The organism is Acinetobacter sp. ESL0695 (assembly GCF_029392135.1).
Lineage (GTDB): Bacteria > Pseudomonadota > Gammaproteobacteria > Pseudomonadales > Moraxellaceae > Acinetobacter > Acinetobacter pollinis.
Genome location: NZ_CP113932.1, coordinates 1,695,927 through 1,719,180 on the forward strand (window position 1 = coordinate 1,695,927; position 23,254 = coordinate 1,719,180).

A 23,254-nucleotide genomic window follows, 5' to 3' on the forward strand; every position below is an offset into this window, starting at 1 on the left:
TTCGCTTAAAGTTAAGGCAAAAGTCACAATTAATTCACTATATGTCTCATTTTTATTTTCTTCCAGGCGCTTCAGGAAATACCCATTTTTGGCAACCCCTCCTTACAAAGTACTTAAATACGCCTCACACCTGTAAAATTATTTCCTACCCTGGATTTTATAACGAACCGCCTGTACCACATATTCAGTCTTTTGAACAACTCAGCGATCATGTGCTCTTACAAATTCAGTGTCCGAGTATTGTAGTTGCTCAATCGATGGGAGGGTTATTCGCTATACGAGCAGCTTTAGAAGCCAAGAGCTTCATGAAAGGCCTAGTACTCGTTGCTACGTCAGGCGGTATAAGTCTAGATGAGTTTGATATAGACGATTGGAGAGCGGACATTCAGAAATAAAATGCTCAGATGCCAGACTGGTTTATAGAAACTCAAGCCAATTATGAAAAAGAACTGATATCAATAAAAATACCAGTTCTTCTTATTTGGGCAGATGAAGATCCGATTAGCCCACTCGCAATTGCGCTTAAGCTCAAATCCTATTTACCTCAGGCGGAACTCAAAGTTATTCCTTCAACTAGCCATCATTTCGCCTCATTACATAGCGAAGAAATTAAAGGCTACATCGATGAACACTTTGACTTATTTTAAAATTGGTATTGTGCACCAATGCCTAAGTTATAATACTTAGAAGAAATTCCTGCATTTCCTTTATAGCTGCTATTGCCTTTAATGGTGGTGGTTGCAGGTGCAAACTTATAATCATTCCAAGTCGCTTCACCAAATAGTTTTACTTTAGGAGAAATATAGTAACCTCCATTCAGTGTCACAGAATAATAATCTGACATTTCACCTTTTTCATAAAAGGTGATATTTCTTGCATAATGCTCGTCTTGATCACGTGCCCGTACCCACTGGCTCATTTTCGCAATCGCATTAAACTCATATTTATTATTGGTATAACGACCAACTAATCCAATATAAGGTGCTTTAAATTTTTGTTGATAACCGATTAAAACCCTATCATCAGCAAACTTTCCTTCGAACAGCATTGCTGTTCCTTGTATGTAGTTTCCAGAAGAGTCCGTTACACCATAATGATATTCACCACCTTTTGCTGTCCAACTAAAGCGACTTTGCTCGTAACCTGCCAATATACCTACTTTATAATTCGGTTTCTGTACAAACCAAGAAGTAAAATTAATATCAACTTTGTTTGCAGAATTTAATGATGTATTTGGATGATGTGACCAATCTGTATTTAAAGATCTTGCTTGAGGATCTTTCCAGTCATAGTCATTCATTGTAACTGTATTAGAAGAAAGCGTAGTCCAACCATTAATATTCATAGTCAGCCAAGATCTTAACTCCCAAGTAAAATCTGCTTTAATCGTTGGTGCATTTTTTATTTCCCAGTTTAGTAAACTGATCATATCTCTAGTATTACCATTAAAGACATACTCTTTCGCTTCACCACCTGTAAGGATAGACGGTGTTAGGCTGAAATACATCGGCCCAGTAGAGCTTTTCTCTTTTTGTGATACTTGCTGTTCTTGTTGTATAACAACTTGCGACTGTTCTTCTTGTATAGGTTGAGTTTGTATTTCAGATTCGCTTTCAACTTCTACAGGTTCCAAAGCATCCCATGAAACTGCATATGCTGATTGTACTGAAAACACCCCAAAAAACAAAAATAACGAATGCAAAGGCTTTAACTTAAAAGACATATCTGCGATTCAGCTTTGACAATTAATATACAAATATATTAACAAAAAACAAACAGAATAAACATATTTCAAGCACAAAAAAATCAGGATAAATTTTAACCTGATTTTTTTAAAGTATATATTTAAATATAGCTAATATAACCGCGCTTATAACCTTTATTATTATTAAATGACTCAGCATCTGCACTTACTTTGCTTAAAGTCACTTCTTCAGCCTCTAACAGATGCTGGATAAATTCTCCGACTTGAATATCATTTAACTTCGTTGGTTGAAAATATTCATAGTTTTTTGCTTTAAAAAAGAGATCTACACCTCTATTACTTTGAACATACTTCATAGACCAATCAGAGAAAGCCACTTGATCGACTTCTTTTTTGCTAAGTACGGTCACATTTTGATGTCTTTGGTCTTTTTTAATACTTTCAAAAATTTTTTCGACGGTTTCTTTCTCCCCTTCTAAACACTGGAAAAAAGAATTGTGTGCATAATACAAAACACCATAAACATTATGTAGGCGGTTAAAGCGAATAGATACAGTTAAAATATCACTTAGATCTTGTAAGAGTTCTTGATGATCTTTACGCGTGCTTGCATAGCATAATTGTATTAACACAAGTTACCCCTGTTAAACTTTTATGTAGAATTTAGGTATTAACCGCTCGGGATTACACTTAATATACCGAAAACAATAGTTATTAACAATTTATTTTTTGAAGTATTTAACAAAAAAATGCCTCTTAAATTAGAGGCATTTTTTAATATTTATGCATTTGGCGTATGATACATTAAATATAACTCATTCAAATTATTTGGAATTTCTTCAGCAATCTCATCCATTAACTGACCATTTCTACGAAAGGATTCCATTTGGGCATCTTCTTCGTCAATACCACTAAATACCATCATTGGTAGAGTCAGATCAATTAACTGCTCTTCAAACTCAGGAGCAAACCAAGCTTCTTCATTTAAGAACATCGCATCGACAAAACCAACTGACCAGTCACCTAAACTTGAGTCAACATCAGCTTCTTCAACCTCAAATGGGAAAACAATACCTTCCTCATTTGAAAGGTCTTGTCTAAGATCATCTAACCACAGTTTAATTTGTTCAATAATATTTTGAGGCACAGCCTTTTGCTTATGATCAAATAATTCTTCCAACCATGGCTTGAACACAGGTCCTACCGCAATTGCGCTAAGAAAACCATGAGTTGCAGCAAAATCTAGACCATGTTCATTTTGGTCACCATCTAAATATTCAGCCAAGAGATCTAAATCTAAAGCACTCATATTTTCTTCCATCACCCTGTTTAAACTTCCCAAGAGAATAACATTGATTTATGACAACGGTAAAAAGGTTTACTCGTCTTCATCATCAAAATCATCATCGTCAAAGTCAAAATCAAATTCTTTTAACTCTTTTTCAAGACGACGTTGTGCAAGTAAATCATCAATTAGACGACGCTTCTCTAATGATTCTTTTGCAGTGATTTTACTTGATGACTCATCGAAACCATTATCATCATCATAACTTTCATCTAATTCAAAATCTGTAGAAGACACTCAACTACACCTCAGTAAACAATACCTTTCAATCCGCTATTTATCTCTCTTCTAGCACTTTGTCAAGAAGAAAGTCGCTATATACTGATATTCCCATTAAAACTGCTTTTTTTATAGTAGAATTTACCAATATCATTTAATCCTAATGACGATCATGACAAGGCATAACCTTGAAAAAAATAGATATGCCCCGATATAAAAAACAATAACCCACTAGATTTGATATAATGTCAAATAGCAAATATCATTTCTTAAAAAAATATTGGTAAATTGTGCTATAATGCACGGTTTTTCACTGCCACAGATTCAACTAAAGAGTAAGCATAAGATGAGCGATATGAATTCCCCTACTTCTCAAGTAGCGGCTCTGATTAGCCGAGGCAAAGAACAAGGTTACTTAACTTACGCTGAGGTTAACGATCATCTCCCAGACTCGATTACCGAAAGCGAACAAATAGAAGACATTATTCAAATGCTTCAAGATGTTGGTATTCCTGTTCATGAACGTGCTCCTGAAACTGATGACACTGTGTTTGGTGAGTCCGCAGATGCTGGTGATGAAGTTGCAGAAGAAGAAGCTGCGGCTGTTTTAGCATCGGTAGAAAGTGAACCTGGTCGAACCACTGATCCAGTGCGTATGTATATGCGTGAGATGGGTACGGTAGAGCTTCTTACTCGAGAAGGTGAAATTAGTATTGCAAAACGCATCGAAGAAGGTATTCGTGACGTATTACATGCTATTGCTTACTGGCCAAATGCTGTCGAAGTCGTACTTAAAGAATATGAAGATTACAACAACGGTGAACGTCGTTTAGCAGACATTCTTTCAGGTTATTTAGATCCTGAATCAGATGAAGAAATTCCTGAAGTATTAGAAGATGAAACACATTTAGATGATGATGAAGAATCGACTAGTACTTCAAATAAATCTAAAAAAGACAACAAATTAGACGAAGATGATGAAGATGACGAAGAGTCAGATTCGGAGTCAGATGATTCAGAAGGTGATTCTGGACCAGATCCTGAAATTGCACGTGTTCGCTTTTCAGAGTTGCAACAAGCATGGACTTCAACAAAAGAAGTTGTGGCAAAATATGGCCGTGAATCAAAAGAAGCGAATGAGTCTCTACAAAACTTAGCAACTGTCTTTATGATGTTTAAGTTTACTCCTCGTCTATTTGAAATCATTTCTGAAATGATTCGTGGTACACACGAACAAATCCGCCAATCTGAACGCGAAATTATGCGCTATGCATTACGTCGTGGTCGTATGGATCGTAACCAATTTAGAAAAACTTTCCCAGGGCAAGAATCTAATTTGGCATGGTTAGATGAGCAAATTCAAGTAACGCCAACTGAAATGCGCGCTTATTTAGAAAAAGTACGTCCAGATATTATTGCATTTCAACAAAAGATTGCAGACACAGAAAAAGACCTCGGTCTATCTGTAGCAGAAATTAAAGATATTTCTAAACGCATGACCGTTGGCGAAGCAAAAGCTCATCGTGCGAAAAAAGAAATGGTGGAAGCAAACTTACGTCTTGTAATTTCTATTGCAAAGAAATATACAAACCGAGGCCTACAATTCTTGGATCTTATTCAAGAAGGTAACATTGGTCTGATGAAAGCTGTAGATAAGTTTGAATATCGCCGTGGTTATAAATTCTCAACTTATGCAACATGGTGGATTCGCCAAGCAATTACACGTTCAATTGCAGACCAAGCGAGAACTATCCGTATTCCTGTACATATGATCGAAACGATTAATAAAATTAATCGTGTATCACGTCAGTTATTACAAGAAATGGGACGAGAACCAACTCCAGAAGAACTTGGTGAACGTTTAGAAATGGATGAAGTTCGTGTTCGTAAAGTTTTAAAAATTGCAAAAGAACCAATTTCAATGGAAACGCCAATTGGTGATGATGAAGATTCGCACCTAGGTGATTTTATTGAAGATGCAAATATTACATCTCCTGTAGATGCTGCAACTTCTGAAGGTTTAAAAGAAGCAACACGTGATGTTCTTGAAAACTTAACAGAACGTGAAGCACGTGTATTAAAAATGCGCTTTGGTATTGATATGCCAACAGATCATACACTTGAAGAAGTAGGTAAACAATTTGACGTTACTCGTGAGCGTATTCGTCAAATTGAAGCAAAAGCTTTACGCAAACTACGTCACCCTTCTCGCTCTGAACACTTACGCTCATTCTTAGAAAATGACTAAGTCCTTTAGGTTGAAAAAATAAGATATATCCTTATATAAGGATATATCTGATATAAAAAACGTCTGCGTATTTGCAGACGTTTCTACATAAAGAGGCGCATATGTTAGACCGTACCCCATCAAGAGAATTACGTGAAGATCTTTGGGTTTTCCCTATGGATTATCCAATTAAACTCATTGGTGAAGCTGGTGATGACCTACATCATGCTGTTGTTGATATTTTACTCAAGCATTTCCCAGATTTCAAAAAGGAAACGCTTACTGTACAACCTTCACGTACTGGAAAGTATCATTCAATTACAGCTAATTTACGTTTTGATGAACTCGAGCAAGTCCATGCGCTGTATGCAGATCTCGCTGCTTGTCCGCTGATTAAAACCGCATTATAAAATAAAGTAACCAGTACATCAGTGACTGGTTTCTTTTTATTTGAAGATCAAACCAAGGTTATATCACATGTGTGAGTCTAACATTGCTACCTCACCTCTCCTGAAAATTCGTTGCTTTAATGAACCAAAAGATTACAAACACATGTTTGAATCGATGAAGAACTTCACGAATGAGAGAGATGAAATAACACCTGATGAAATATGGCTATTGCAGCATCAAGAAGTATTAACTCAAGGTCAGGCAGGCAAAGCCGAACATATTCTTGTTAAAAGTGACGTTCCCATTGTACAAACAGACCGTGGAGGACAAGTTACTTGGCATGGCCCAGGTCAACTCGTTGCCTACTTTTTGCTAGATTTAAATCGTTTATCTTGGAATGTAAGAACATTAGTAAGTTTTGCTGAAAATATGATGATTGAGCTACTCTCAGCCTATCAGATTAAAGCTTATGCCAAACCAGATGCACCTGGTGTTTATGTCGACGAAAAAAAAATTGGCTCTTTAGGATTTAAAATACGTAAAGGTCGTAGTTATCATGGATTTGCACTCAATATCGATTGTCAACTTGAACGTTTTTTAACAATTAATCCATGTGGCTATGCTGGTTTAGAAATGACTCGTGTTCATAATCTAGTATCTTCTTCACCGCCATCAATAGACATCCTCTACCAAGATATTATTTCTTACTTATCGAATAAGGTATACTTTCAAAATATTCACATTAGCCATGAATAGGGATATCGCATGCAAATAAGTCAAATCAAACCCAACATACAGCATATGTATGTCAAGTTAATGATGGAAGTCATTGGGAGAGGATTGGTTACAGCAAGCCAAATAGACCACGAAATTCAAAAAGAAATTCAAGGATTTCCTACTGGATTTATTTTTGCAATGAAAGTATTCCCTCATGGCCCATCATTTAAAATTAAAGTATTAGATAATAAACAACTTCAATTAATAGATGACACCACCAAGCCTCATCTTAGTATTATCTTTAAACATATTTACCATGCATACCTCGTATTTTCTTTCCAAGAAAGTACTGCACGTGCATTTGCAAACGATCGAATGGTTGCAGATGGAGATTTATCTTATGCCATTCGTCTCGTACGCTGCCTAAATAAAATGGAAGCGTTAATTTTGCCTAAACCTATTGCAACCTTGGCTGTAAAAAACTATCCAGAGCAATTAAAACTTAAAGAAAAGATAAATCATGCTAGTCGTATCTATATCAAAATTGCACAATCTTTTCTAAAACGGAGTTAATTCTATGAGCAAGCCATATTACGAGTTCTTCTGCCCAGTCAAAATTATTGCTGGTCATGCCGCATTAGAAAATATTCCTTTTGAACTAAATGCGTTGGGTTCAAAAAAACCAATGATTATTACAGATAAAGGAATAAAAAATAATGGCTTACTTTCTCCTATAGAAGATATTTTCTTAGCTGCTGAACAGCAAATCGGTTATATTTTCGATGATGTTCCTGCAGATTCAAGTTTAGAAACGGTACAAACTGCTGCAAAAGCATATAGAGACCATGAATGTGATGCAATTTTAGCAATTGGTGGTGGTTCAGTAATAGATACTGCTAAGACCACTAATATTTTAGTATCCGAAGGTGGAGACGATCTTTTAAAATATTCAGGTGCCCATAATCTACCTAAACCTTTAAAACCTTTCTTTGTTATTCCAACAACTTCAGGTACAGGTTCAGAAGCTACGATGGTTGCAGTAGTCGCAGATCAAAAGAATAATGTGAAGTTAGCCTTTGCATCAAATTATTTAATGCCAAATGCAGCAATTCTAGATTCTAGAATGACCTTAACCCTACCTAATCATATTACTGCTATGACAGGCATGGACGCACTTACACATGCCATTGAAGCATATACCTGTATGGCTGCTAATCCGCTAAGTGACGCATATGCAACGGCTGCCATAAAAAAGATTTCAGAAAATTTATTCGTTGTTTTAGCAAATCCTAAAAATGAGCAAGCACGCCTTGAATTATCACAAGCGTCCACAATGGCAGGCATTGCATTCTCAAACTCAATGGTTGGTCTTGTTCACTCTTTAGGTCATGCACTTGGTGCAGTTGCACATTTACCACATGGCATTTGTATGAATTTATTTCTACCTTACGTTTTAGAATATAATTTTTCTATGAATGCCAATAAAGTCGCAGATCTTCTCCTCCCATTAGCAGGTGCAGAAATATATGCAAACACACCTGAAGAACATCGTGCAGAGCATGTTATTAATATGATTCTAGCAATGCGAGATCGTTTGTTTGAGCAAGTTCAACTACCAAGAACCTTAAGAGAAACTCATAAGGTCTCACTTGAGCAACTTGATGAAATTGCAGAGAAAGCACTTGATGATGGTTCAATTATTTATAACCCTAAAGAAGTTACTCTAACCGATTTAAAAAACATATTACAGAAAGCATGGTAATAGGAAAAATAAATAGTATTTAAAAAAGCTCGAAAGCGTTTGTATTTTGAGCTTTTTTTATTATATAAATAAGAAAGTGCAGTGTAAGAAAAAACAAATCTTGTTAAAAAAACTATTTTTCCTTACAAAATTAAGAATCTTACTATAGAATTGCGCGCTTCACTTAAAAAAGCAGGTGGGATCGTTCGTCCTACACGATCCTTAAATTTCTAGTTGATCGTTGATCAAAAATATGAGGATATCGCCGTTGAATAATACTTCTGGGACTCAACCGGCAGCTTCACTGCAAAAATCTCTTCTTCTTGGCCATATTATTGTTATTGGGCTTGCATATATCCAACCCATGACTTTATTCGATACTTTTGGAATGGTATCTGAGGCCAGTGCTCAACATGTTCCAACATCCTACTTTTTTGCACTCTTAGCTGTACTCTTTACAGCCGTAAGCTATGGCCATATGATTAAGCGCTATCCATCATCTGGATCAGCCTACACTTATGTCCAACGATCAATTCATCCAAATGCTGGATTTATGGTAGGTTGGTCATCACTTCTTGATTATATCTTAAGTCCAATGGTCAATATTTTGTTGGCTGTCATTTACCTTACCAGCATGTTCCCGGATGTAAATCATTGGGTTTGGGTTGTAGGCTTAACGTTATTCATGACATGGGTCAATTTAAGGGGCATCAAGTTTGTTGCAAACCTAAATGGTCTAATCGTACTATTTCAGATTTTAGTCATTGTTATTTTTACATTTTTAATTATTAAACAATTACTTGTAGGAAACACTGCGCTAAACACGCTAGGCTTGTCTCAATCACACGATGCACATATTTGGTCAACTACGCCTTTTTTTAGCGAGCATGCACAAATTGGAACACTCATCGGTGGTGCAACCATTTTATGCTTCTCATTCACAGGATTCGATGCTCTTAGCTCTCTCGCAGAAGAAACGCATGATACCGATAAAGTTCTGCCACGTGCAATTTTTCTTACTGCACTTATTTCTGGCTTAATTTTTATCGCAGCAACATATTTCATGCAACTGTACTTTCCAGGTAATCCTAGTCAATACTTTGCTGATGTAAATGCAACCCAACCCGATATTTTACGTATTGTAGGTGGTGAGCTTTTTAAATCAGTTATTCTTGGTTTTGCAATCATTACCGTAATGGCATCAGGGATTTCTGCACATGCAGGTGTATCGCGTCTAATGTATGTTATGGGACGTGATGGTGTATTTAATAAAAAATATTTTGGTCAAATTAGTACCAAAACAGCCGTACCAAAATTTAATATTATTTTGGTAGGAATAATTGCACTATCTGCAGGATTTACAGATTTAGACCACGTTGTTTCTTTAATTAGTTTTGGTGCGTTAACAGCATTTAGTTTTGTAAATCTTTCTGTACTTTCCCAGTATGCATTACGCGAAGGTCGTGTCAAAACGCCTAAAGAAATTTTTAACTACGTTGTTATACCTAGTCTAGGTTTTATTGCAGTAGGTCTGCTGTGGCTGCAAATCGATCACACTGCATTAAAATGGGGAATTGTATGGGCCGTTATTGGGGTCTTATTCCTAGGTTATAAAACAAAAGGATTTAAAATTCCACCTCCACAATATAAGAACGATTAAATAAAAAAACCAGCGACTAGATCGCTGGTTTTTTTATATTAGATGCTACAGTCCTGTTATTTTTTCAGTAATTTCTTTAACTCTTTTTGCAAATACTCTTGCCGTTTCTAAGTCACCTTGAGGAATCTCATCTACACTTGCATCAGATGGCGACTGCACCAATAATCCGATTGAACCGCCTAAATTATTAACATCATTACGTGTTGAGTTTTTTGTATTTGCAGGTAATAAGCCTAAACTTACCCATATTCCACCATGCTGTGATGCCAGTGTTTGAAGTTCAATCAGTGTATTTTGTTTGTCACCATTTAAGCTTGCACTATTGGTAAACCCTGCAAATACTTTATCTTGCCAACCTCGTACAAACCAAATTTTAGATGAGGCGTCTGCAAACTTTTTAAACTGCCATGGTGCTGCACCCATATATGTTGGTGCACCAAATACAATTGCATTTGCTTGCTCTAAAACATCCCAACCTTCTTGTGCAACTTCACCTTCTAAATTAATTTCAACCAATGTTGCATCTGAAGCCTTTGCAAAGGTTTCTGCAATAACTTTCGTGTGTCCATACCCTGAAAAATAAACAACTGCAATTTTAGCCATGATCTCACCTCTATGTTTTATGTCATATTGATAATATACTTTAGAAACTAAGTGTCAATAAGTTACCTAGATGTAACTGGGAGGAAAAATGAGTCAACTTAATGCCTACAATGTATGTAGCATGGATTGTCCAGCACGTTTATTTTTTGAGACTTTGGCAGATAAGTGGGTATTATTAATTATTACTACACTAGAAGAAAATGCTCAACATTTTAATTTACTGAAAAAAACAATAGAAGGAATTTCACCAAAAGTACTTTCTCAGAAATTAAAACATTTAGAGCGATACGGATTTATACAGCGAACAGTTTTAGATACATCACCTATTCGTGTTGAATATACACTCACAACGTTCGGAAAGGATTTTGCCCAAACTGCATATCAAATGAAATTATGGGCAGAAAAGAATATCGATAAAGTTCTATTTGCACAAAAAGAGTATGACAATTGTCATTAAATAAGTGGTTTAAACCCTTGCTGACGCCAAGCCTCATACACAATTACTGCTGTTGCATTCGACAAGTTTAAACTCCGTGAGTTCTCAGCCATAGGTAAACAAATCCATTGTTGCTGAGGAAACATTTTGCGCACATCCTCAGGTAACCCGCGAGTTTCAGGGCCCATAAGTAACGCAATTGGTTGATTTAAATTTACCGTGTGAGGTGTTGCCTTGCCTTTGGTGGTCAGTGGAAATACATGCAATACTCCCTGTGCCTCTAAATGCTTAAGACATTCATCAAAACTATCCCAAATTTTCATGCGCGCATATTCATGATAGTCTAAACCTGCACGTCGTAATTTCTTATCATCCAACTCAAAACCAAGTGGCTTAACTAAGTGTAACTGTGCACCTGTATTTGCACATAGACGAATAATATTACCAGTATTACTTGGAATTTCAGGTTCAAACAAAACAACATGTATCACAACATTTTCTCTACTTTTCAGATGGCTTTAGTTATTGCCATTGCAGTTGCTCTCGCAACTTCACAACTTCACCAATAATTGTTAATGTTGGTGCTTGTACTTCATGTTGCACCACTTTCTTTGCAATATTTTCTAGATTACCAACAATCACTTTTTGCTCTGGTGTGGTTCCCTTCGAAATTAAAGCAACAGGCATATCTGGTCTTTGACCATGCTCAATCAAACGATTACATATTGTCTCTAAACCAACGAGCCCCATATAAAGTACTAAAGTTTGATTTTCATATATAAGTTCGGGCCAAGGTAACTCTGGGGAACCCTCTTTTAAATGGCCAGTTAAGAACCTAACACTCTGAGCATAATCTCTATGGGTCAAAGGAATACCAGCATAAGCAGAACAACCCGATGCAGCTGTAATTCCAGGTACAACTTGGAAAGGAATATTTGCTGTCACCAGTTCTTGGATTTCTTCACCACCTCGCCCAAAAATGAAAGGATCACCACCTTTCAAACGACATACACGCTTCCCTTCTAACGCATACTGAATTAAAAGTTGATTAATACCTTCTTGGGGTACAGCATGGTTCGAACGTGATTTACCCACATAAATTTTATCTGCATCTCGTCGACATAAATCTAAAATTGGTGGAGAAACCAATCGATCATAGATAACAACATCGGACTGTTGCATGAGTCTAAGTGCTTTTAAAGTAAGCAGTTCAGGATCACCCGGTCCTGCACCAACCAAATATACCTCTCCTTTTGGTGTGGTCCATTTGGCAAGTGCATCCTCCATCATTTGTTTTGCAACAATTAAGTTGTCATTAAAGACTTGTTCTTTGAAAGGACTTGCATACAAATCTTCCCAAAAAATACGTCTTTCGTCTGGGTTAGAAATTTTCTCTTTCACAGCCTTACGCCACTCACCAGAAAACTGAGCGAGTTTCCCCATACCATGCGGAATTAATGTCTCGAGTTGTGTGCGTAACTGTCTCGACAATACAGGTGATGTTCCATTAGATGCAATCGAGATTACTAACGGAGATCGATCAATCAATGCAGGTACCATAAATCGGCAGTTTGGAATATCATCTACACTATTCACCAATAAATTTTTCTGCTCACATACCACGAAAACATGATGGTTTACATCTGGTTGATCTGTTGCAGCAATCACAAGCTTATACGGTTTATTTAAATCTGCTTCATCAAATGGTTTATATACCAATTCACCATGAGATGCTTGTACAAGCATTTTTAGATTTTCATCAATTTCTGGTGCAATTACATGCAATATTGCACCAGCTTTTGCCAATAACGATGCTTTACGAAAAGCAATACTTCCACCACCTACGATAAGACATAACTGCTGTTTCAATTTCAATGAAATTGGAAAGATATCCACAAAAACCCCTTAATGACAAATTACCTTAAATGGTGAAAGTTTGCTTGACTCGCAGTTAATCGATGAACGTAAGACCGCCTAAATATGGACGTAATACCTCTGGTATTTCTATAGAACCATCAGCACGTTGATAGTTTTCCATCAAAGCCAACAATGTGCGTCCAACAGCTAAACCTGAACCATTTAAAGTATGTACAAGCTCAGTTTTTTTCTGTTCATTACGATAACGTGCTTTCATACGGCGAGCTTGGAAGTCTCCCATATTTGAACAGCTAGAGATTTCACGATATGTATTTTGACTTGGCACCCATACTTCTAAGTCATATGTTTTTACAGCACCAAACCCCATATCACCACCACAAAGCAAGACTTTACGGTATGGTAAACCAAGCGCTTGTAAAATACCTTCTGCATGTGAAGTCAATTCTTCTAATGCTTCCATTGAAGATTCAGGTTTTACAATATGAACCATTTCAACTTTATCAAATTGATGCTGACGAATTAGACCACGTGTATCTCGACCATAAGAACCAGCTTCACTACGGAAACATGGCGTATGGGCTGTATATTTTAATGGAAGACGATCTGCATCAATAATTTCGTCACGGACAAAGTTTGTAATAGGTACTTCTGCTGTCGGGATAAGGTAATACTCTTTCTCACCTTGTAGTTTAAATAAATCTTCTTCAAACTTAGGGAGTTGACTTGTTCCTCTTAGGCTATCAGCATTTACCAAGTAAGGGACGTATGCTTCAGTGTAGCCATTTTTGAGTGTATGTGTATCCAGCATAAATTGTGTAAGTGCACGTTGTAAACGTGCCAGTGGCCCTTTAAGTACACTAAAGCGAGAACCTGTCAGCTTAGTTGCGGTTTCGAACTCGAGTCCACCCATCCACTCACCTAAATCTGTATGATCTTTGATCTCAAAGTCGAATTGTCTTGGGGTTCCCCATGTCATCACTTCAAGATTATCTGCCTCATCTTTACCTTCTGGTACAGACTCATCTGGTAAATTTGGAATTGATAACAGTTTCTGCTCAATTTCATTTTGTAATTCTGAAAGCTCTACTTCTGCAGCTTTAATTTCATCCCCAATAGCTTGCATACGTGACATAATTTCAGATGCATCGCCACCAGATTTTTTTATTTGACCCACTTGCTTTGCACCAGCATTACGCTCTGCTTGCAAATTTTCTGTTCTAGATTGTAATTCTTTGCGGCGTGATTCTAAAGATGCCCATTCATCGACATTAAGTTGAACACCACGTTTCGCGAGTGCTAAATTTACAGCTTCAATATTATTTCTAAGTAGTTTAGGGTCGATCATAGCTCGTCTGATTGAATGAAAAAACTAGATATAGTGTAATCTGTTCATTCATAAAAATAAACGTACTTCGCGACAATCCCCTACAGCACATCTAACTTCGTAGATGACTGTAGGTATAATCATCATTTTGGTAAATATTCAGGATTAATCAACCCTTTTGTAGCATGATATGGCAAGACCAATTCAGTCATTCCTTCGGAGTAAGGTGCCAATTCATACAATGGATAAACAAATACAAGACCTTTATCATTATAGTAAAAATTATCGGTAGGCTCTAATCGACCAGATTGAATACCATGTGCTTCTAACCAAGATTGATTTGCATCAAATACAGCCTGATAAACTGCTACTTGTTTATCTGAACTAAATAAATCAGACATTCCAATACGTTTATGGGTATTTATATCAAATATAATATATTCATGATGATACATACCATGTGCAGCACCGGCAGCATAGGTTGTCGTATCTAAAACAAAAGTTGCCAAATGCCCTTTCTGCCCTAAGAAACCAACACGATAAGTACTTTGATTAATTTGGGATGGTGTTAAAGTTGATGCAGGTAAATTTGCTGTTTTTTGAAAAGCCAATGGGGCATCTTTTTGTAGACGATGCACAAAATAATCATTGATCCAATCTACATTGGTCTCAATTGTATCTACTTTATATTCAGTACACTCATCTGCTTCACAAGAAACTTTCTGAGGCAATGACATCGACATAGTTTCAGCATGAATTTTTGTAGGTGTACTTGCTAAGTCTGGAACAGGTTCAGACACGCTCGCTGGAGGATTGGTCTCCCCTTTATTATTATTTGATGGTGCTTGCTTATTTTCACATCCTACAAACATAAGACTACATAAACAACTAGACAATAGTACAGCCAATCTCATTTTTTGCTGTAAATACATAGAAAACAACCTAAAACTGATTTACCTATACTATACAAACTTTGCATTCAATAAAAAAATACTAAATATGTATCCTTAAACAAAAAAAATGCTATTTACATAGCATTTTTTCATTTTTATTGATCAATAATATCTGTACCTTTGGGTGGTACAAAGTTAAATACGCTAGCAGGAATACTTACATTTTTTGCAACATGGTTAAAACGAACCGTTGTTACCTGACCTAGTGAATCATTTAAGATCATCAAGGCAGGTGCTCCTTGTGCGCCAAAACTAATGGTTAAATCTTGAAAAGCTGTATCTTTGGCTTTTGGTGTAAGCGTATAGTACGTTTTTGTTTGATCGGGCTGTGTCACTTTATATGCCTGCATAATACTGTTTGTATTACCTGACAATAATAGTGCTGGGGTATTTGCGACCTGATCGCTCATACTTTGACGTACGACTTGTTGTAAGTCTGGATCATAGATCCAAATTGTTTTACCACTAGTAACAATAGTTTGCTTAGAGGGCTGTGTAGTTTCCCAAAAGAATTTTCCTGGTCGTTCGACTTTAATTGTACCTGTAAATGTCTGGTTTAAATGCTGAGCGGTTAAACCTTTCTTTTGGCTCACAACTTTACCTGTAGCCTTCGTACTCTGTTCAAAATTAGCCGTGAAGCTATGTAATCCTGTTAATTGCTTAACTAGACTTTGAGTCGCTTGTTGTTCTGAGGCAGCAATAGGTGCGGCAACGGCTGTTACACTTAAAATAGGTGCAAACGTCGACATAGTTATAACGGCTACACTCAATGTTTTACGGAACATCTTCATTTTTCACCTTTGATTAGACACAAAGTTATATTCGAAACGATTTATACGCTAAGCTTATCAAATCTAACAATATAAAAAATAAAGATTTTTGTATTATTGTGCCTCATATTTGTGTATGAACTAACGGACTAATGTAAATTAATCAAACTTTTTTAATCAAAGCAAAGAATAAGATTAAACCTTAACCCTTAAATTAAATATTTTTTAATATTATATATTATTGTAATAATTGAATTATAAAATTCCATGCCTTGATTTAACCTTAAATCATTCAAAGTTAAATATAAATTATCAAAATCAAGGACAATTTATGCGCTTTTCCTCTAAAAATATTTTAAGAAAATCTGTTATAGGTATCATCTCACCACTATTTTTTTCATTCATCACTCAAGTGCAAGCATCTGAAATTAAAGGTGCTGGGGCAACTTTCGTTTATCCTGTACTATCAAAATGGTCAGAAACTTATCAGGCAAAAACTGGAAACCAATTAAATTACCAACCTATCGGGTCTGGAGGAGGTATCGCACAAATTAAAGCAGGCGCAGTAACGTTTGGTGCATCAGATATGCCTCTAAACTCTGAAGAGCTAAGTAGAGCTGGTTTAAAACAATTTCCTATTGTTATTGGCGGTGTTGTACCCGTAGTAAATATTGAAGGTGTTTCACCCGGGAGCTTACAACTCACAGGACCTATTTTAGCCAATATCTATATGGGTAAAATTACTCAATGGAATGATCCACAAATTCAAAAATTAAACCCTCAGTTAAATCTTCCCAACCAACGTATTTCAGTTATACGTCGCTCTGATGGTTCAGGGACTACATTTAATTGGACCAATTATCTTTCAAAAGTTAGTCCGACTTGGAAATCTCAAGTTGGTGAAGGTACATCTGTTGCATGGCCTGTGGGTATAGGAAGTAAAGGAAATGATGGTGTCGCACGCTCAATTAAACAAATTAAAGGCTCTATTGGTTACGCAGACCTGACTTATAGTTTAAAAAATAATTTAAGCTATACAGCCCTACAAAATAAAGCAGGTAAATTTGTACAACCTGATCAGAAGTCTTTTCAGGCTGCCACAACAGATACTCATTGGAGTCCAAGCACAGATTTTTATAATATTATGACGGATGCTTCAGGTGAGCAATCTTGGCCAATTACAGCAACGACCTTCATTATTATGCGCAAACCAAATCCAAAAATAGAAGTTGATAATAGTGAAGCATTAAAATTTTTTAAATGGTCTTTAGAAAATGGGCAAAAAGATGCTCAAACATTAAATTATGTTCCACTTCCACCCTCTTTAATTAAAAGCATACAAGATTACTGGTCTAAAACACTCTAAAATAAAAAAAGCTCGCAAATATGCGAGCTTTTTTTACGTAATGATTAAATCTTAAACAGATTCAACAGTTACATAACGACGGCCAAACTGACCTTTCACTTCAAATTTAACTACGCCATCAGATGTAGCAAATAAAGTGTGGTCACGACCCATACCAACGTTTGCACCAGCGTGAAACTCAGTACCGCGTTGACGAACAATGATGCTACCAGCTGCGATAGATTGACCACCGTAAACTTTAACACCTAGCATTTTTGGGTTTGAATCACGACCGTTACGTGTCGAACCACCAGCTTTTTTATGAGCCATGTCTCTTACTCCTCGTGATTAGCCTGAAATACCAGTAATTTTCAACTCAGTGAACCATTGACGGTGACCTTGTTGTTTACGGTAGTGTTTACGACGACGCATTTTAACAATACGAATTTTGTCGTGACGACCATGACTAACCACTTCTGCAGTTACTTTAGCGCCAGCTACAACTGGAGCACCGATTTGAACGCTGTCACCGTTTACAACCATTAATACATCATCAAATGTAAGAGTTGTGCCAGTTTCAGCTTTCAATAATTCAACTTTAAGGGTTTCGCCTTCAACCACACGGTGCTGTTTACCACCGCTTTGGATTACTGCGTACATAGGTGTACTCCAACTTGCCCGTGTCGCCGTGCCAGTAAAGGAATATACTGATCTTAAAACGAACGCCACTGGGGGTATATAAAGGGGGATTATTTTAAGTAAAAAATGGGAAAACAACAAGTCCTATCAGTTGTTTTTTTCTTATACAATCATTTCATCAATACAACTGCCTAATTTTAGAAAGAATAGGCACCAAAGAGGCAGAAGTTTTATAAAGAATGTTCGTTTTTGTGGTATAAAACGGAGGTTTTATCGCTAACTCTAAAGTATTACACTCAATCACGAGTATCACTTTAGTCTTGAAAAAAACGTTTCTACATCCTTAAAGGTTTTTAATTTTATGGCCATCGACTTCAAGCACGATATTCTTGCACCTGTTGCTGCTGATTTTACTGCAATGGATAAATTTATTAACGAAGGGATCAGCTCAAAAGTTGCACTAGTTATGTCTGTCAGCAAACATGTGGTAGAAGCTGGTGGTAAAAGAATGCGGCCTATTATGTGCTTACTTGCTGCCCAAGCTTGTGGTGAAACAGATCTACTACGCACCCAGCGCCTTGCCGCAGTCATAGAAATGCTACATACCGCAACGCTTGTGCACGATGATGTTGTTGACGATTCTAATTTACGCCGTGGCAGACCAACAGCAAATGCAACTTGGAACAATCAAACAGCAGTTTTAGTCGGAGATTTTCTGATTGCAAGATCTTTTGATCTTCTTGTTGATCTTGACAATATGCCACTTTTAAAAGAGTTCTCTACAGGGACATGTGAGATTGCTGAGGGTGAAGTATTACAGCTTCAAGCACAACACCAACCCGATACATCAGAAGAAACTTACTTAAATATTATTTATGGTAAAACCTCCCGTTTGTTTCAGTTAGCAACCGAAGGGGCAGCTATGCTGGCAGGAACACCAGAATACAGAGATGGTCTAAAACGTTATGCTGGGCACTTTGGAAATGCTTTTCAAATTATTGACGATATTTTAGACTATACATCCGATGCAGAGGTATTAGGTAAAAATATTGGTGATGATCTTATGGAAGGTAAACCAACTCTTCCGCTCATTGCTGCTTTAAAAAACACAACTGGACCTGAACACGATATTATTTATAAGAGCATTGCCACTGGTGGTCTTAGCGATTTAGATCAGGTAATTTCAATTGTACAAAATAGTGGTGCTTTAGAATATTGCAGACGCCGTGCTCATGAAGAAACTCAAAATGCCATTAATGGTTTAAATGTACTTCCTGAAAGCCCTGCTAAACAAGCACTCTACAATTTGGCAATGATGGCGCTTAACCGTATTCAATAATAAAAGTTTAAACTATGAATAAAAAATCATTTAATGTGGTTTATAACGAAATAAAACAACAGCTTGGACAAACTCAAGCTGTTTTAAACGAACAACCACTCGTTCATCTCATAGCTATAATTAGACCTAAAAATCCTAAGAACACACAAGAAGTAAAAAAAAATATTCAAATATTTATTCAGACATTGGAGGAAACTCCTCATTTTAAATATGTACTTAGTCAATACATTCTAAAACTTATTACACAGTACAAACAATCTAACCTATATGCAGACAGTGGTATTTTGGCACTCGATGGTTTTTGGAATCAGCTTAATCAGCGCATGATGTACCATCTTCTTCCACCCATTATTGACCACGCTCAAATTAAAGAACTTATTGGAAAAGTTTTTTATTTGTCTAGCGATAAGTATTGGTTGGAAGGCATAGAAGTTTCAGACTGGAAATTAATTTTCGAGCAACTCACTATTGAGCAAGATTTACTTGTAGAAAAAAGTCAGATTAAAGAGAATATTCTTAAAGCAATTAATATATTAAGTTATCGAATTAGTGGGATCGGTTTATTTCCTGAACTACTTTATGCCGAACCAAAACTGAATGAACATGAGTCACCATTTCTTGCACAAAATCGTGAAATTACAGACTTCATTGCAAAATATAAAAACTCTATAGAGAGTGCCCAACAAGTTGGAGTATATATTCCACCCGATGCTGCACAAGCATTTGTAATGATTGAACAGTGCTTAGGTGTAGTCAATGGTATTCGTCGCTCCACAAAGCGGATTGGCGTAAGCTTAACACTTACTTATTTACTAACTGTTCTAGAACAAAGTTTAGAACGATTAGAAATTCTTCTACAGATTGTCAGTGATCATACACAAACACAAGGCAAAGCTGTACATGATTTGCTTTACGATTTAGTCAAAGCGAATCATAGTGAAAAACGTGTTGGTGCGCTGCTTTCGGCGAATAGTGAATTACTTGCGCTTCAAGTGACAGAGAATGCCAGTAAAACTGGTGAGCACTATGTCAGCACAGATAAAAATGGCTTTTTTGCAATGTACAAGGCAGCGGCAGGCGCAGGTACAATTATTGCTACGATGTCTGTAATTAAAATTCTTCTCGCAAGACTTTCTCTTGCACCTATTTTACATGCACTTACTTACAGCATGAACTATAGTTTAGGGTTTGTTCTCATTCATGTTTTACATTTTACAGTTGCAACCAAACAGCCCGCAATGACGGCTGCTGCACTTGCAGCGACTGTACAACAAAGAAAAGGGTCTAGAACTACTCAACTGGCAGAACTTACAGAACTTATTGTTAATATTATTCGCACTCAGTTTATTGCTATATTGGGTAATATTTCAATTGCGATCCCTGTTGCGGCAATCATTACACTTTCATGGCCAGCATTATTTGGGGAAAAATTACTTAACAATATTAAAGCCACCAATCTTTTACATACTTTAGACCCGTTTACTTCCCTTGCCGTCCCACATGCAGCAATTGCAGGTGTATGTTTATTCTTATCAGGCTTAATTGCAGGCTATTTTGATAACATGGCAATTTATAGAAAAATAGGACCTCGTCTTAAAATGCATCGTGGCCTGCGTAAATTGCTTGGAGAGAAACGTCAAAACAAATTTGCCGACTATATTGAAAGAAACTTAGGCGCAATTTCTGGGAATTTTCTCTTTGGTATTATGCTTGGCAGTATGGGAACGCTGGGCTTTATCTTAGGCCTACCTTTAGATATACGTCATATTGCTTTTGCTTCTGCAAACTTAATACAGGGTTTACTTTCTGTGAGTGGGAGCCCTGATCTTGGTTTAATTTTAATCTCTTGTTTAGGAGTAGCTCTAATTGGTTTAACAAACTTGTTTGTAAGCTTTAGTTTAACCATTATTGTGGCCTTACGTGCCAGAAGAGTAAAATTCGAACAATGGAAACCTCTTGCTAAACTTGTTCTCACACACTTTTTTACCCGACCTAGTGATTTCTTCTGGCCACCTAAGGAGAAAGTATCAATAACCAATGACGTAAAACAAACACAAAAAAAAGATAACTAAATTTATTTTCAGTTATATTTCTACAGTATCTGTATATAAATTATGTAGAGCCGATTTGTATCTTGAAAAAAAGTGTACTGGCGAGTACACTTTGACTCATTAACCCTAACAATCTGCTAACTTTAATAGGTGTAATACATGGTGTATTACTTATTTTTCATAGGTAGTATTCTCTTAATGTGTAAGCACACTGTGCCCTACACTCATGTTTTTCAACCTAAATATTGGATATATTCTCCCCTTCTATACATTAGAAATACGAGCAATTTTCCATATAGCTTCATCCTAAACTGGAATATAAAACAGATAAGCCGTACATCATTTTTTCTGAAATATGTTCTTTCCATATACTGCTTTTATTTAACTCTAAAACAATATGGCAAAACTTATTTTTTAAAATATTGTGTAGTTGACCTTATTTTTTACATATATCCCAAAGTACAGATTGTTAAGAACCCTACACGATATTTCACGGTATCGAATGTATTTTTGCTTTTTCTTGGGTTAAAAAATCATGCGCCTTCCTATAATTTCGGAAGGTAAAAATTATGCAAACTAAAGAATTGGCCATATTTGGGTTTCTTTACTTATTGGTTCTACTTATCATCATAAGTAAACAAAATCTAACAATGAAATTTAAAATTCAAAAAGAGGTGAAAAGAATGAGGTCAGCTAAACTTTGGGCACCAACATTCAGTGCTTGTGCTTTGGCTGTAAGTTTAGCCCTTACAGGGTGTGGAAAAGACGCTTCGTCAGACGGTCAAAGTGCAGGTCAACAACAGGCACCTACTCCAGAAGTTAGCGTTCTGACTGCACAGCCACAAAGTGTAGAGCAATCTATCGAACTGTCGGGGCGTACTACAGCTTACCAAGTATCAGAAGTGAGACCACAAACCAGTGGTATTATTTTACGTCGCCTGTTCACAGAGGGGAGTTTTGTTCATGAAGGGCAAGCGCTTTATCAACTTGACTCTCGTACAAATAAAGCAAGCGTAGAAAATTATAAGGCAACGCTATTACAACAAGAAGCGAACCTGAAATCACTGCAAATTAAATTAAACCGCTATAAGGAATTGGTATCTAGTCATGCAGTTGCAAGACAAGATTATGATGACCTTGTTGGACAAGTAAATGTAGCCAAAGCACAAGTAGATGCTGCACGTGCACAAGTAAGCAATGCTGAAGTTGACTTAGGCTACTCAACGATTCGTTCACCAATTTCAGGTCAATCAGGGCCTTCCTCTGTTACAGCTGGTGCTCTTGTGACTGCGAATCAAACCAATTCTTTGGTAACTATTCGTCAGCTCGATCCAATCTATGTTGATATCAATCAATCTAGTACCGAGCTTTTGCGTTTACGTCAAAACTTAAGCCAAGGTAGTATCGATCGTAGTAACAACACTAAAGTTAAGCTCAAACTTGAAGATGGAACCTACTACAATACTGAGGGTACTCTTGCCTTCTCAGATGCCAATGTAAATGAGCAAACAGGTACCGTTACTGTACGTGCAGTATTTCCAAATACTAAACACTTACTGCTACCAGGAATGTATGCAACTGCTGAAATTTCACAAGGCGTTATTCCTAATGCATACTTAATTCCACAAATTGCTTTAACACGCACGCCTTCAAATGATGCGGTTGTATCGATTGTAAACGAAAAAGGTGCGGTAGAATCTCGTGTTGTACAAACGTCTGGCACACAAAATCAAAACTGGATCGTTACTAAGGGGCTAAACCCTGGTGATAAAGTAATCGTAGATGGTGTTGCTAAAGTAAAAGCTGGTCAGCAAGTGAAGATTAAACCATATCAACCTGCAACAGAAGAAAAGCCAGTAAATACCAATCAAGCTCAATCTCCATCCAACCAAAACACAGCAAAAGGGTAGGA

General features: G+C 36.7%; 25 protein-coding genes. 13 read left to right on the top strand and 12 right to left on the bottom strand.

The features are described 5' to 3' along the window. Positions 1 to 41 precede the first annotated feature (41 nt). Together OZX61_RS08135 and OZX61_RS08140 are read left to right on the top strand one after the other, a co-directional pair. The gene (locus OZX61_RS08135) at positions 42 to 395 is read left to right on the top strand and encodes an alpha/beta hydrolase (protein ID WP_277094491.1); all 354 of its coding nucleotides are present in this window, start codon (positions 42 to 44) and stop codon (positions 393 to 395) included. 9 nt (positions 396 to 404) lie between these two features. Further along, complete coding sequence (locus OZX61_RS08140) at positions 405 to 647, top strand: alpha/beta hydrolase (RefSeq protein WP_277094492.1); 243 nt, start codon at positions 405 to 407, stop codon at positions 645 to 647. On the opposite strand, the gene OZX61_RS08145 is transcribed toward OZX61_RS08140, so the two are convergent. The 4 genes from OZX61_RS08145 to OZX61_RS08160 all read right to left on the bottom strand — a co-directional run bounded on the left by OZX61_RS08145 (position 644) and on the right by OZX61_RS08160 (position 3,287). Continuing rightward, positions 644 to 1,675, bottom strand: coding sequence for an omptin family outer membrane protease (locus tag OZX61_RS08145; RefSeq protein WP_195772217.1), 1,032 nt, complete (start codon positions 1,673 to 1,675; stop codon positions 644 to 646). The two genes, OZX61_RS08140 and OZX61_RS08145, sit on opposite strands and share 4 nt — an antisense overlap. 170 nt (positions 1,676 to 1,845) lie before the next feature. Further along, positions 1,846 to 2,337, bottom strand: coding sequence for a BLUF domain-containing protein (locus tag OZX61_RS08150; protein WP_277094493.1), 492 nt, complete (start codon positions 2,335 to 2,337; stop codon positions 1,846 to 1,848). 149 nt (positions 2,338 to 2,486) lie between these two features. Then, positions 2,487 to 3,014, bottom strand: coding sequence for a YecA family protein (locus OZX61_RS08155; RefSeq protein WP_195772219.1), 528 nt, complete (start codon positions 3,012 to 3,014; stop codon positions 2,487 to 2,489). 69 nt (positions 3,015 to 3,083) lie between these two features. After that, entirely contained in the window at positions 3,084 to 3,287 is a 204-nt protein-coding gene (locus OZX61_RS08160; RefSeq protein WP_195772220.1) for a hypothetical protein, read from the bottom strand. Positions 3,288 to 3,615: 328 nt separating this feature from the next. On the opposite strand from OZX61_RS08160, the gene rpoD reads away from it, so the two are divergent. The 6 genes from rpoD (at position 3,616) to OZX61_RS08190 (ending at position 10,004) form a co-directional block, all read left to right on the top strand. Then, positions 3,616 to 5,517, top strand: a complete 1,902-nt coding sequence (gene rpoD / locus OZX61_RS08165) for an RNA polymerase sigma factor RpoD (protein WP_196337639.1) — start codon at positions 3,616 to 3,618, stop codon at positions 5,515 to 5,517. A 101-nt stretch (positions 5,518 to 5,618) separates the two neighbouring features. Further along, entirely contained in the window at positions 5,619 to 5,906 is a 288-nt protein-coding gene (locus tag OZX61_RS08170) for a DUF493 domain-containing protein (RefSeq protein ID WP_195772222.1), read from the top strand. A gap of 67 nt (positions 5,907 to 5,973) precedes the next feature. Beyond that, positions 5,974 to 6,642: a lipoyl(octanoyl) transferase LipB gene (gene lipB, locus OZX61_RS08175; protein ID WP_277094494.1), complete on the top strand. Its 669-nt coding sequence runs from the start codon at positions 5,974 to 5,976 to the stop codon at positions 6,640 to 6,642. 9 nt (positions 6,643 to 6,651) lie between these two features. Further along, the gene (locus OZX61_RS08180; RefSeq protein ID WP_195772224.1) at positions 6,652 to 7,176 is read left to right on the top strand and encodes a hypothetical protein; all 525 of its coding nucleotides are present in this window, start codon (positions 6,652 to 6,654) and stop codon (positions 7,174 to 7,176) included. A 4-nt stretch (positions 7,177 to 7,180) separates the two neighbouring features. Beyond that, a complete protein-coding gene (locus tag OZX61_RS08185; RefSeq protein WP_277094495.1) occupies positions 7,181 to 8,365 on the top strand; it encodes an iron-containing alcohol dehydrogenase in 1,185 nt (394 codons plus the stop codon). Positions 8,366 to 8,612: 247 nt separating this feature from the next. Beyond that, positions 8,613 to 10,004 carry an APC family permease gene (locus tag OZX61_RS08190; RefSeq protein WP_277094496.1) on the top strand — a complete coding sequence of 464 codons (1,392 nt, stop codon included), beginning with the start codon at positions 8,613 to 8,615 and terminating at the stop codon, positions 10,002 to 10,004. 45 nt (positions 10,005 to 10,049) lie between these two features. On the opposite strand, the gene OZX61_RS08195 is transcribed toward OZX61_RS08190, so the two are convergent. After that, the gene (locus OZX61_RS08195) at positions 10,050 to 10,607 is read right to left on the bottom strand and encodes a flavodoxin family protein (RefSeq protein WP_277094497.1); all 558 of its coding nucleotides are present in this window, start codon (positions 10,605 to 10,607) and stop codon (positions 10,050 to 10,052) included. 88 nt (positions 10,608 to 10,695) lie between these two features. Between OZX61_RS08195 and OZX61_RS08200 the strand changes: the two genes are divergently transcribed. Beyond that, positions 10,696 to 11,064: a helix-turn-helix domain-containing protein gene (locus OZX61_RS08200; protein ID WP_195772228.1), complete on the top strand. Its 369-nt coding sequence runs from the start codon at positions 10,696 to 10,698 to the stop codon at positions 11,062 to 11,064. On the opposite strand, the gene trmL is transcribed toward OZX61_RS08200, so the two are convergent. The 5 genes from trmL to lolA form a co-directional block, all read right to left on the bottom strand. After that, positions 11,061 to 11,534: a tRNA (uridine(34)/cytosine(34)/5-carboxymethylaminomethyluridine(34)-2'-O)-methyltransferase TrmL gene (gene trmL, locus OZX61_RS08205; RefSeq protein ID WP_277094498.1), complete on the bottom strand. Its 474-nt coding sequence runs from the start codon at positions 11,532 to 11,534 to the stop codon at positions 11,061 to 11,063. The two genes, OZX61_RS08200 and trmL, sit on opposite strands and share 4 nt — an antisense overlap. A gap of 31 nt (positions 11,535 to 11,565) precedes the next feature. After that, complete coding sequence (cysG, locus tag OZX61_RS08210) at positions 11,566 to 12,939, bottom strand: siroheme synthase CysG (RefSeq protein ID WP_277094499.1); 1,374 nt, start codon at positions 12,937 to 12,939, stop codon at positions 11,566 to 11,568. 55 nt (positions 12,940 to 12,994) lie between these two features. Further along, a complete protein-coding gene (gene serS / locus OZX61_RS08215) occupies positions 12,995 to 14,266 on the bottom strand; it encodes a serine--tRNA ligase (RefSeq protein ID WP_195772231.1) in 1,272 nt (423 codons plus the stop codon). A gap of 122 nt (positions 14,267 to 14,388) precedes the next feature. Then, positions 14,389 to 15,177, bottom strand: a complete 789-nt coding sequence (locus OZX61_RS08220; protein WP_277094500.1) for an RsiV family protein — start codon at positions 15,175 to 15,177, stop codon at positions 14,389 to 14,391. 116 nt (positions 15,178 to 15,293) lie between these two features. Next, the gene (gene lolA / locus OZX61_RS08225; protein WP_277094501.1) at positions 15,294 to 15,989 is read right to left on the bottom strand and encodes an outer membrane lipoprotein chaperone LolA; all 696 of its coding nucleotides are present in this window, start codon (positions 15,987 to 15,989) and stop codon (positions 15,294 to 15,296) included. Between the two features lie 310 nt (positions 15,990 to 16,299). On the opposite strand from lolA, the gene pstS reads away from it, so the two are divergent. Further along, positions 16,300 to 17,334 carry a phosphate ABC transporter substrate-binding protein PstS gene (gene pstS / locus OZX61_RS08230; RefSeq protein ID WP_277094502.1) on the top strand — a complete coding sequence of 345 codons (1,035 nt, stop codon included), beginning with the start codon at positions 16,300 to 16,302 and terminating at the stop codon, positions 17,332 to 17,334. Positions 17,335 to 17,385: 51 nt separating this feature from the next. Here pstS and rpmA read toward each other — a convergent pair whose 3' ends face one another. Further along, positions 17,386 to 17,643 (bottom strand): 50S ribosomal protein L27, encoded by a 258-nt coding sequence (rpmA, locus tag OZX61_RS08235; RefSeq protein WP_195772782.1) that lies wholly within the window; start codon positions 17,641 to 17,643, stop codon positions 17,386 to 17,388. Positions 17,644 to 17,661: 18 nt separating this feature from the next. Beyond that, entirely contained in the window at positions 17,662 to 17,973 is a 312-nt protein-coding gene (gene rplU / locus OZX61_RS08240; RefSeq protein WP_023272536.1) for a 50S ribosomal protein L21, read from the bottom strand. A 340-nt stretch (positions 17,974 to 18,313) separates the two neighbouring features. On the opposite strand from rplU, the gene sdsA reads away from it, so the two are divergent. The 3 genes from sdsA (at position 18,314) to OZX61_RS08255 (ending at position 23,252) form a co-directional block, all read left to right on the top strand. Continuing rightward, the gene (gene sdsA / locus OZX61_RS08245; RefSeq protein ID WP_277094503.1) at positions 18,314 to 19,291 is read left to right on the top strand and encodes an All-trans-nonaprenyl-diphosphate synthase; all 978 of its coding nucleotides are present in this window, start codon (positions 18,314 to 18,316) and stop codon (positions 19,289 to 19,291) included. Between the two features lie 14 nt (positions 19,292 to 19,305). Next, positions 19,306 to 21,363 carry a recombinase gene (locus tag OZX61_RS08250; protein WP_277094504.1) on the top strand — a complete coding sequence of 686 codons (2,058 nt, stop codon included), beginning with the start codon at positions 19,306 to 19,308 and terminating at the stop codon, positions 21,361 to 21,363. 662 nt (positions 21,364 to 22,025) lie between these two features. Further along, positions 22,026 to 23,252 carry an efflux RND transporter periplasmic adaptor subunit gene (locus OZX61_RS08255; RefSeq protein ID WP_195772779.1) on the top strand — a complete coding sequence of 409 codons (1,227 nt, stop codon included), beginning with the start codon at positions 22,026 to 22,028 and terminating at the stop codon, positions 23,250 to 23,252. Positions 23,253 to 23,254: the final 2 nt, after the last annotated feature.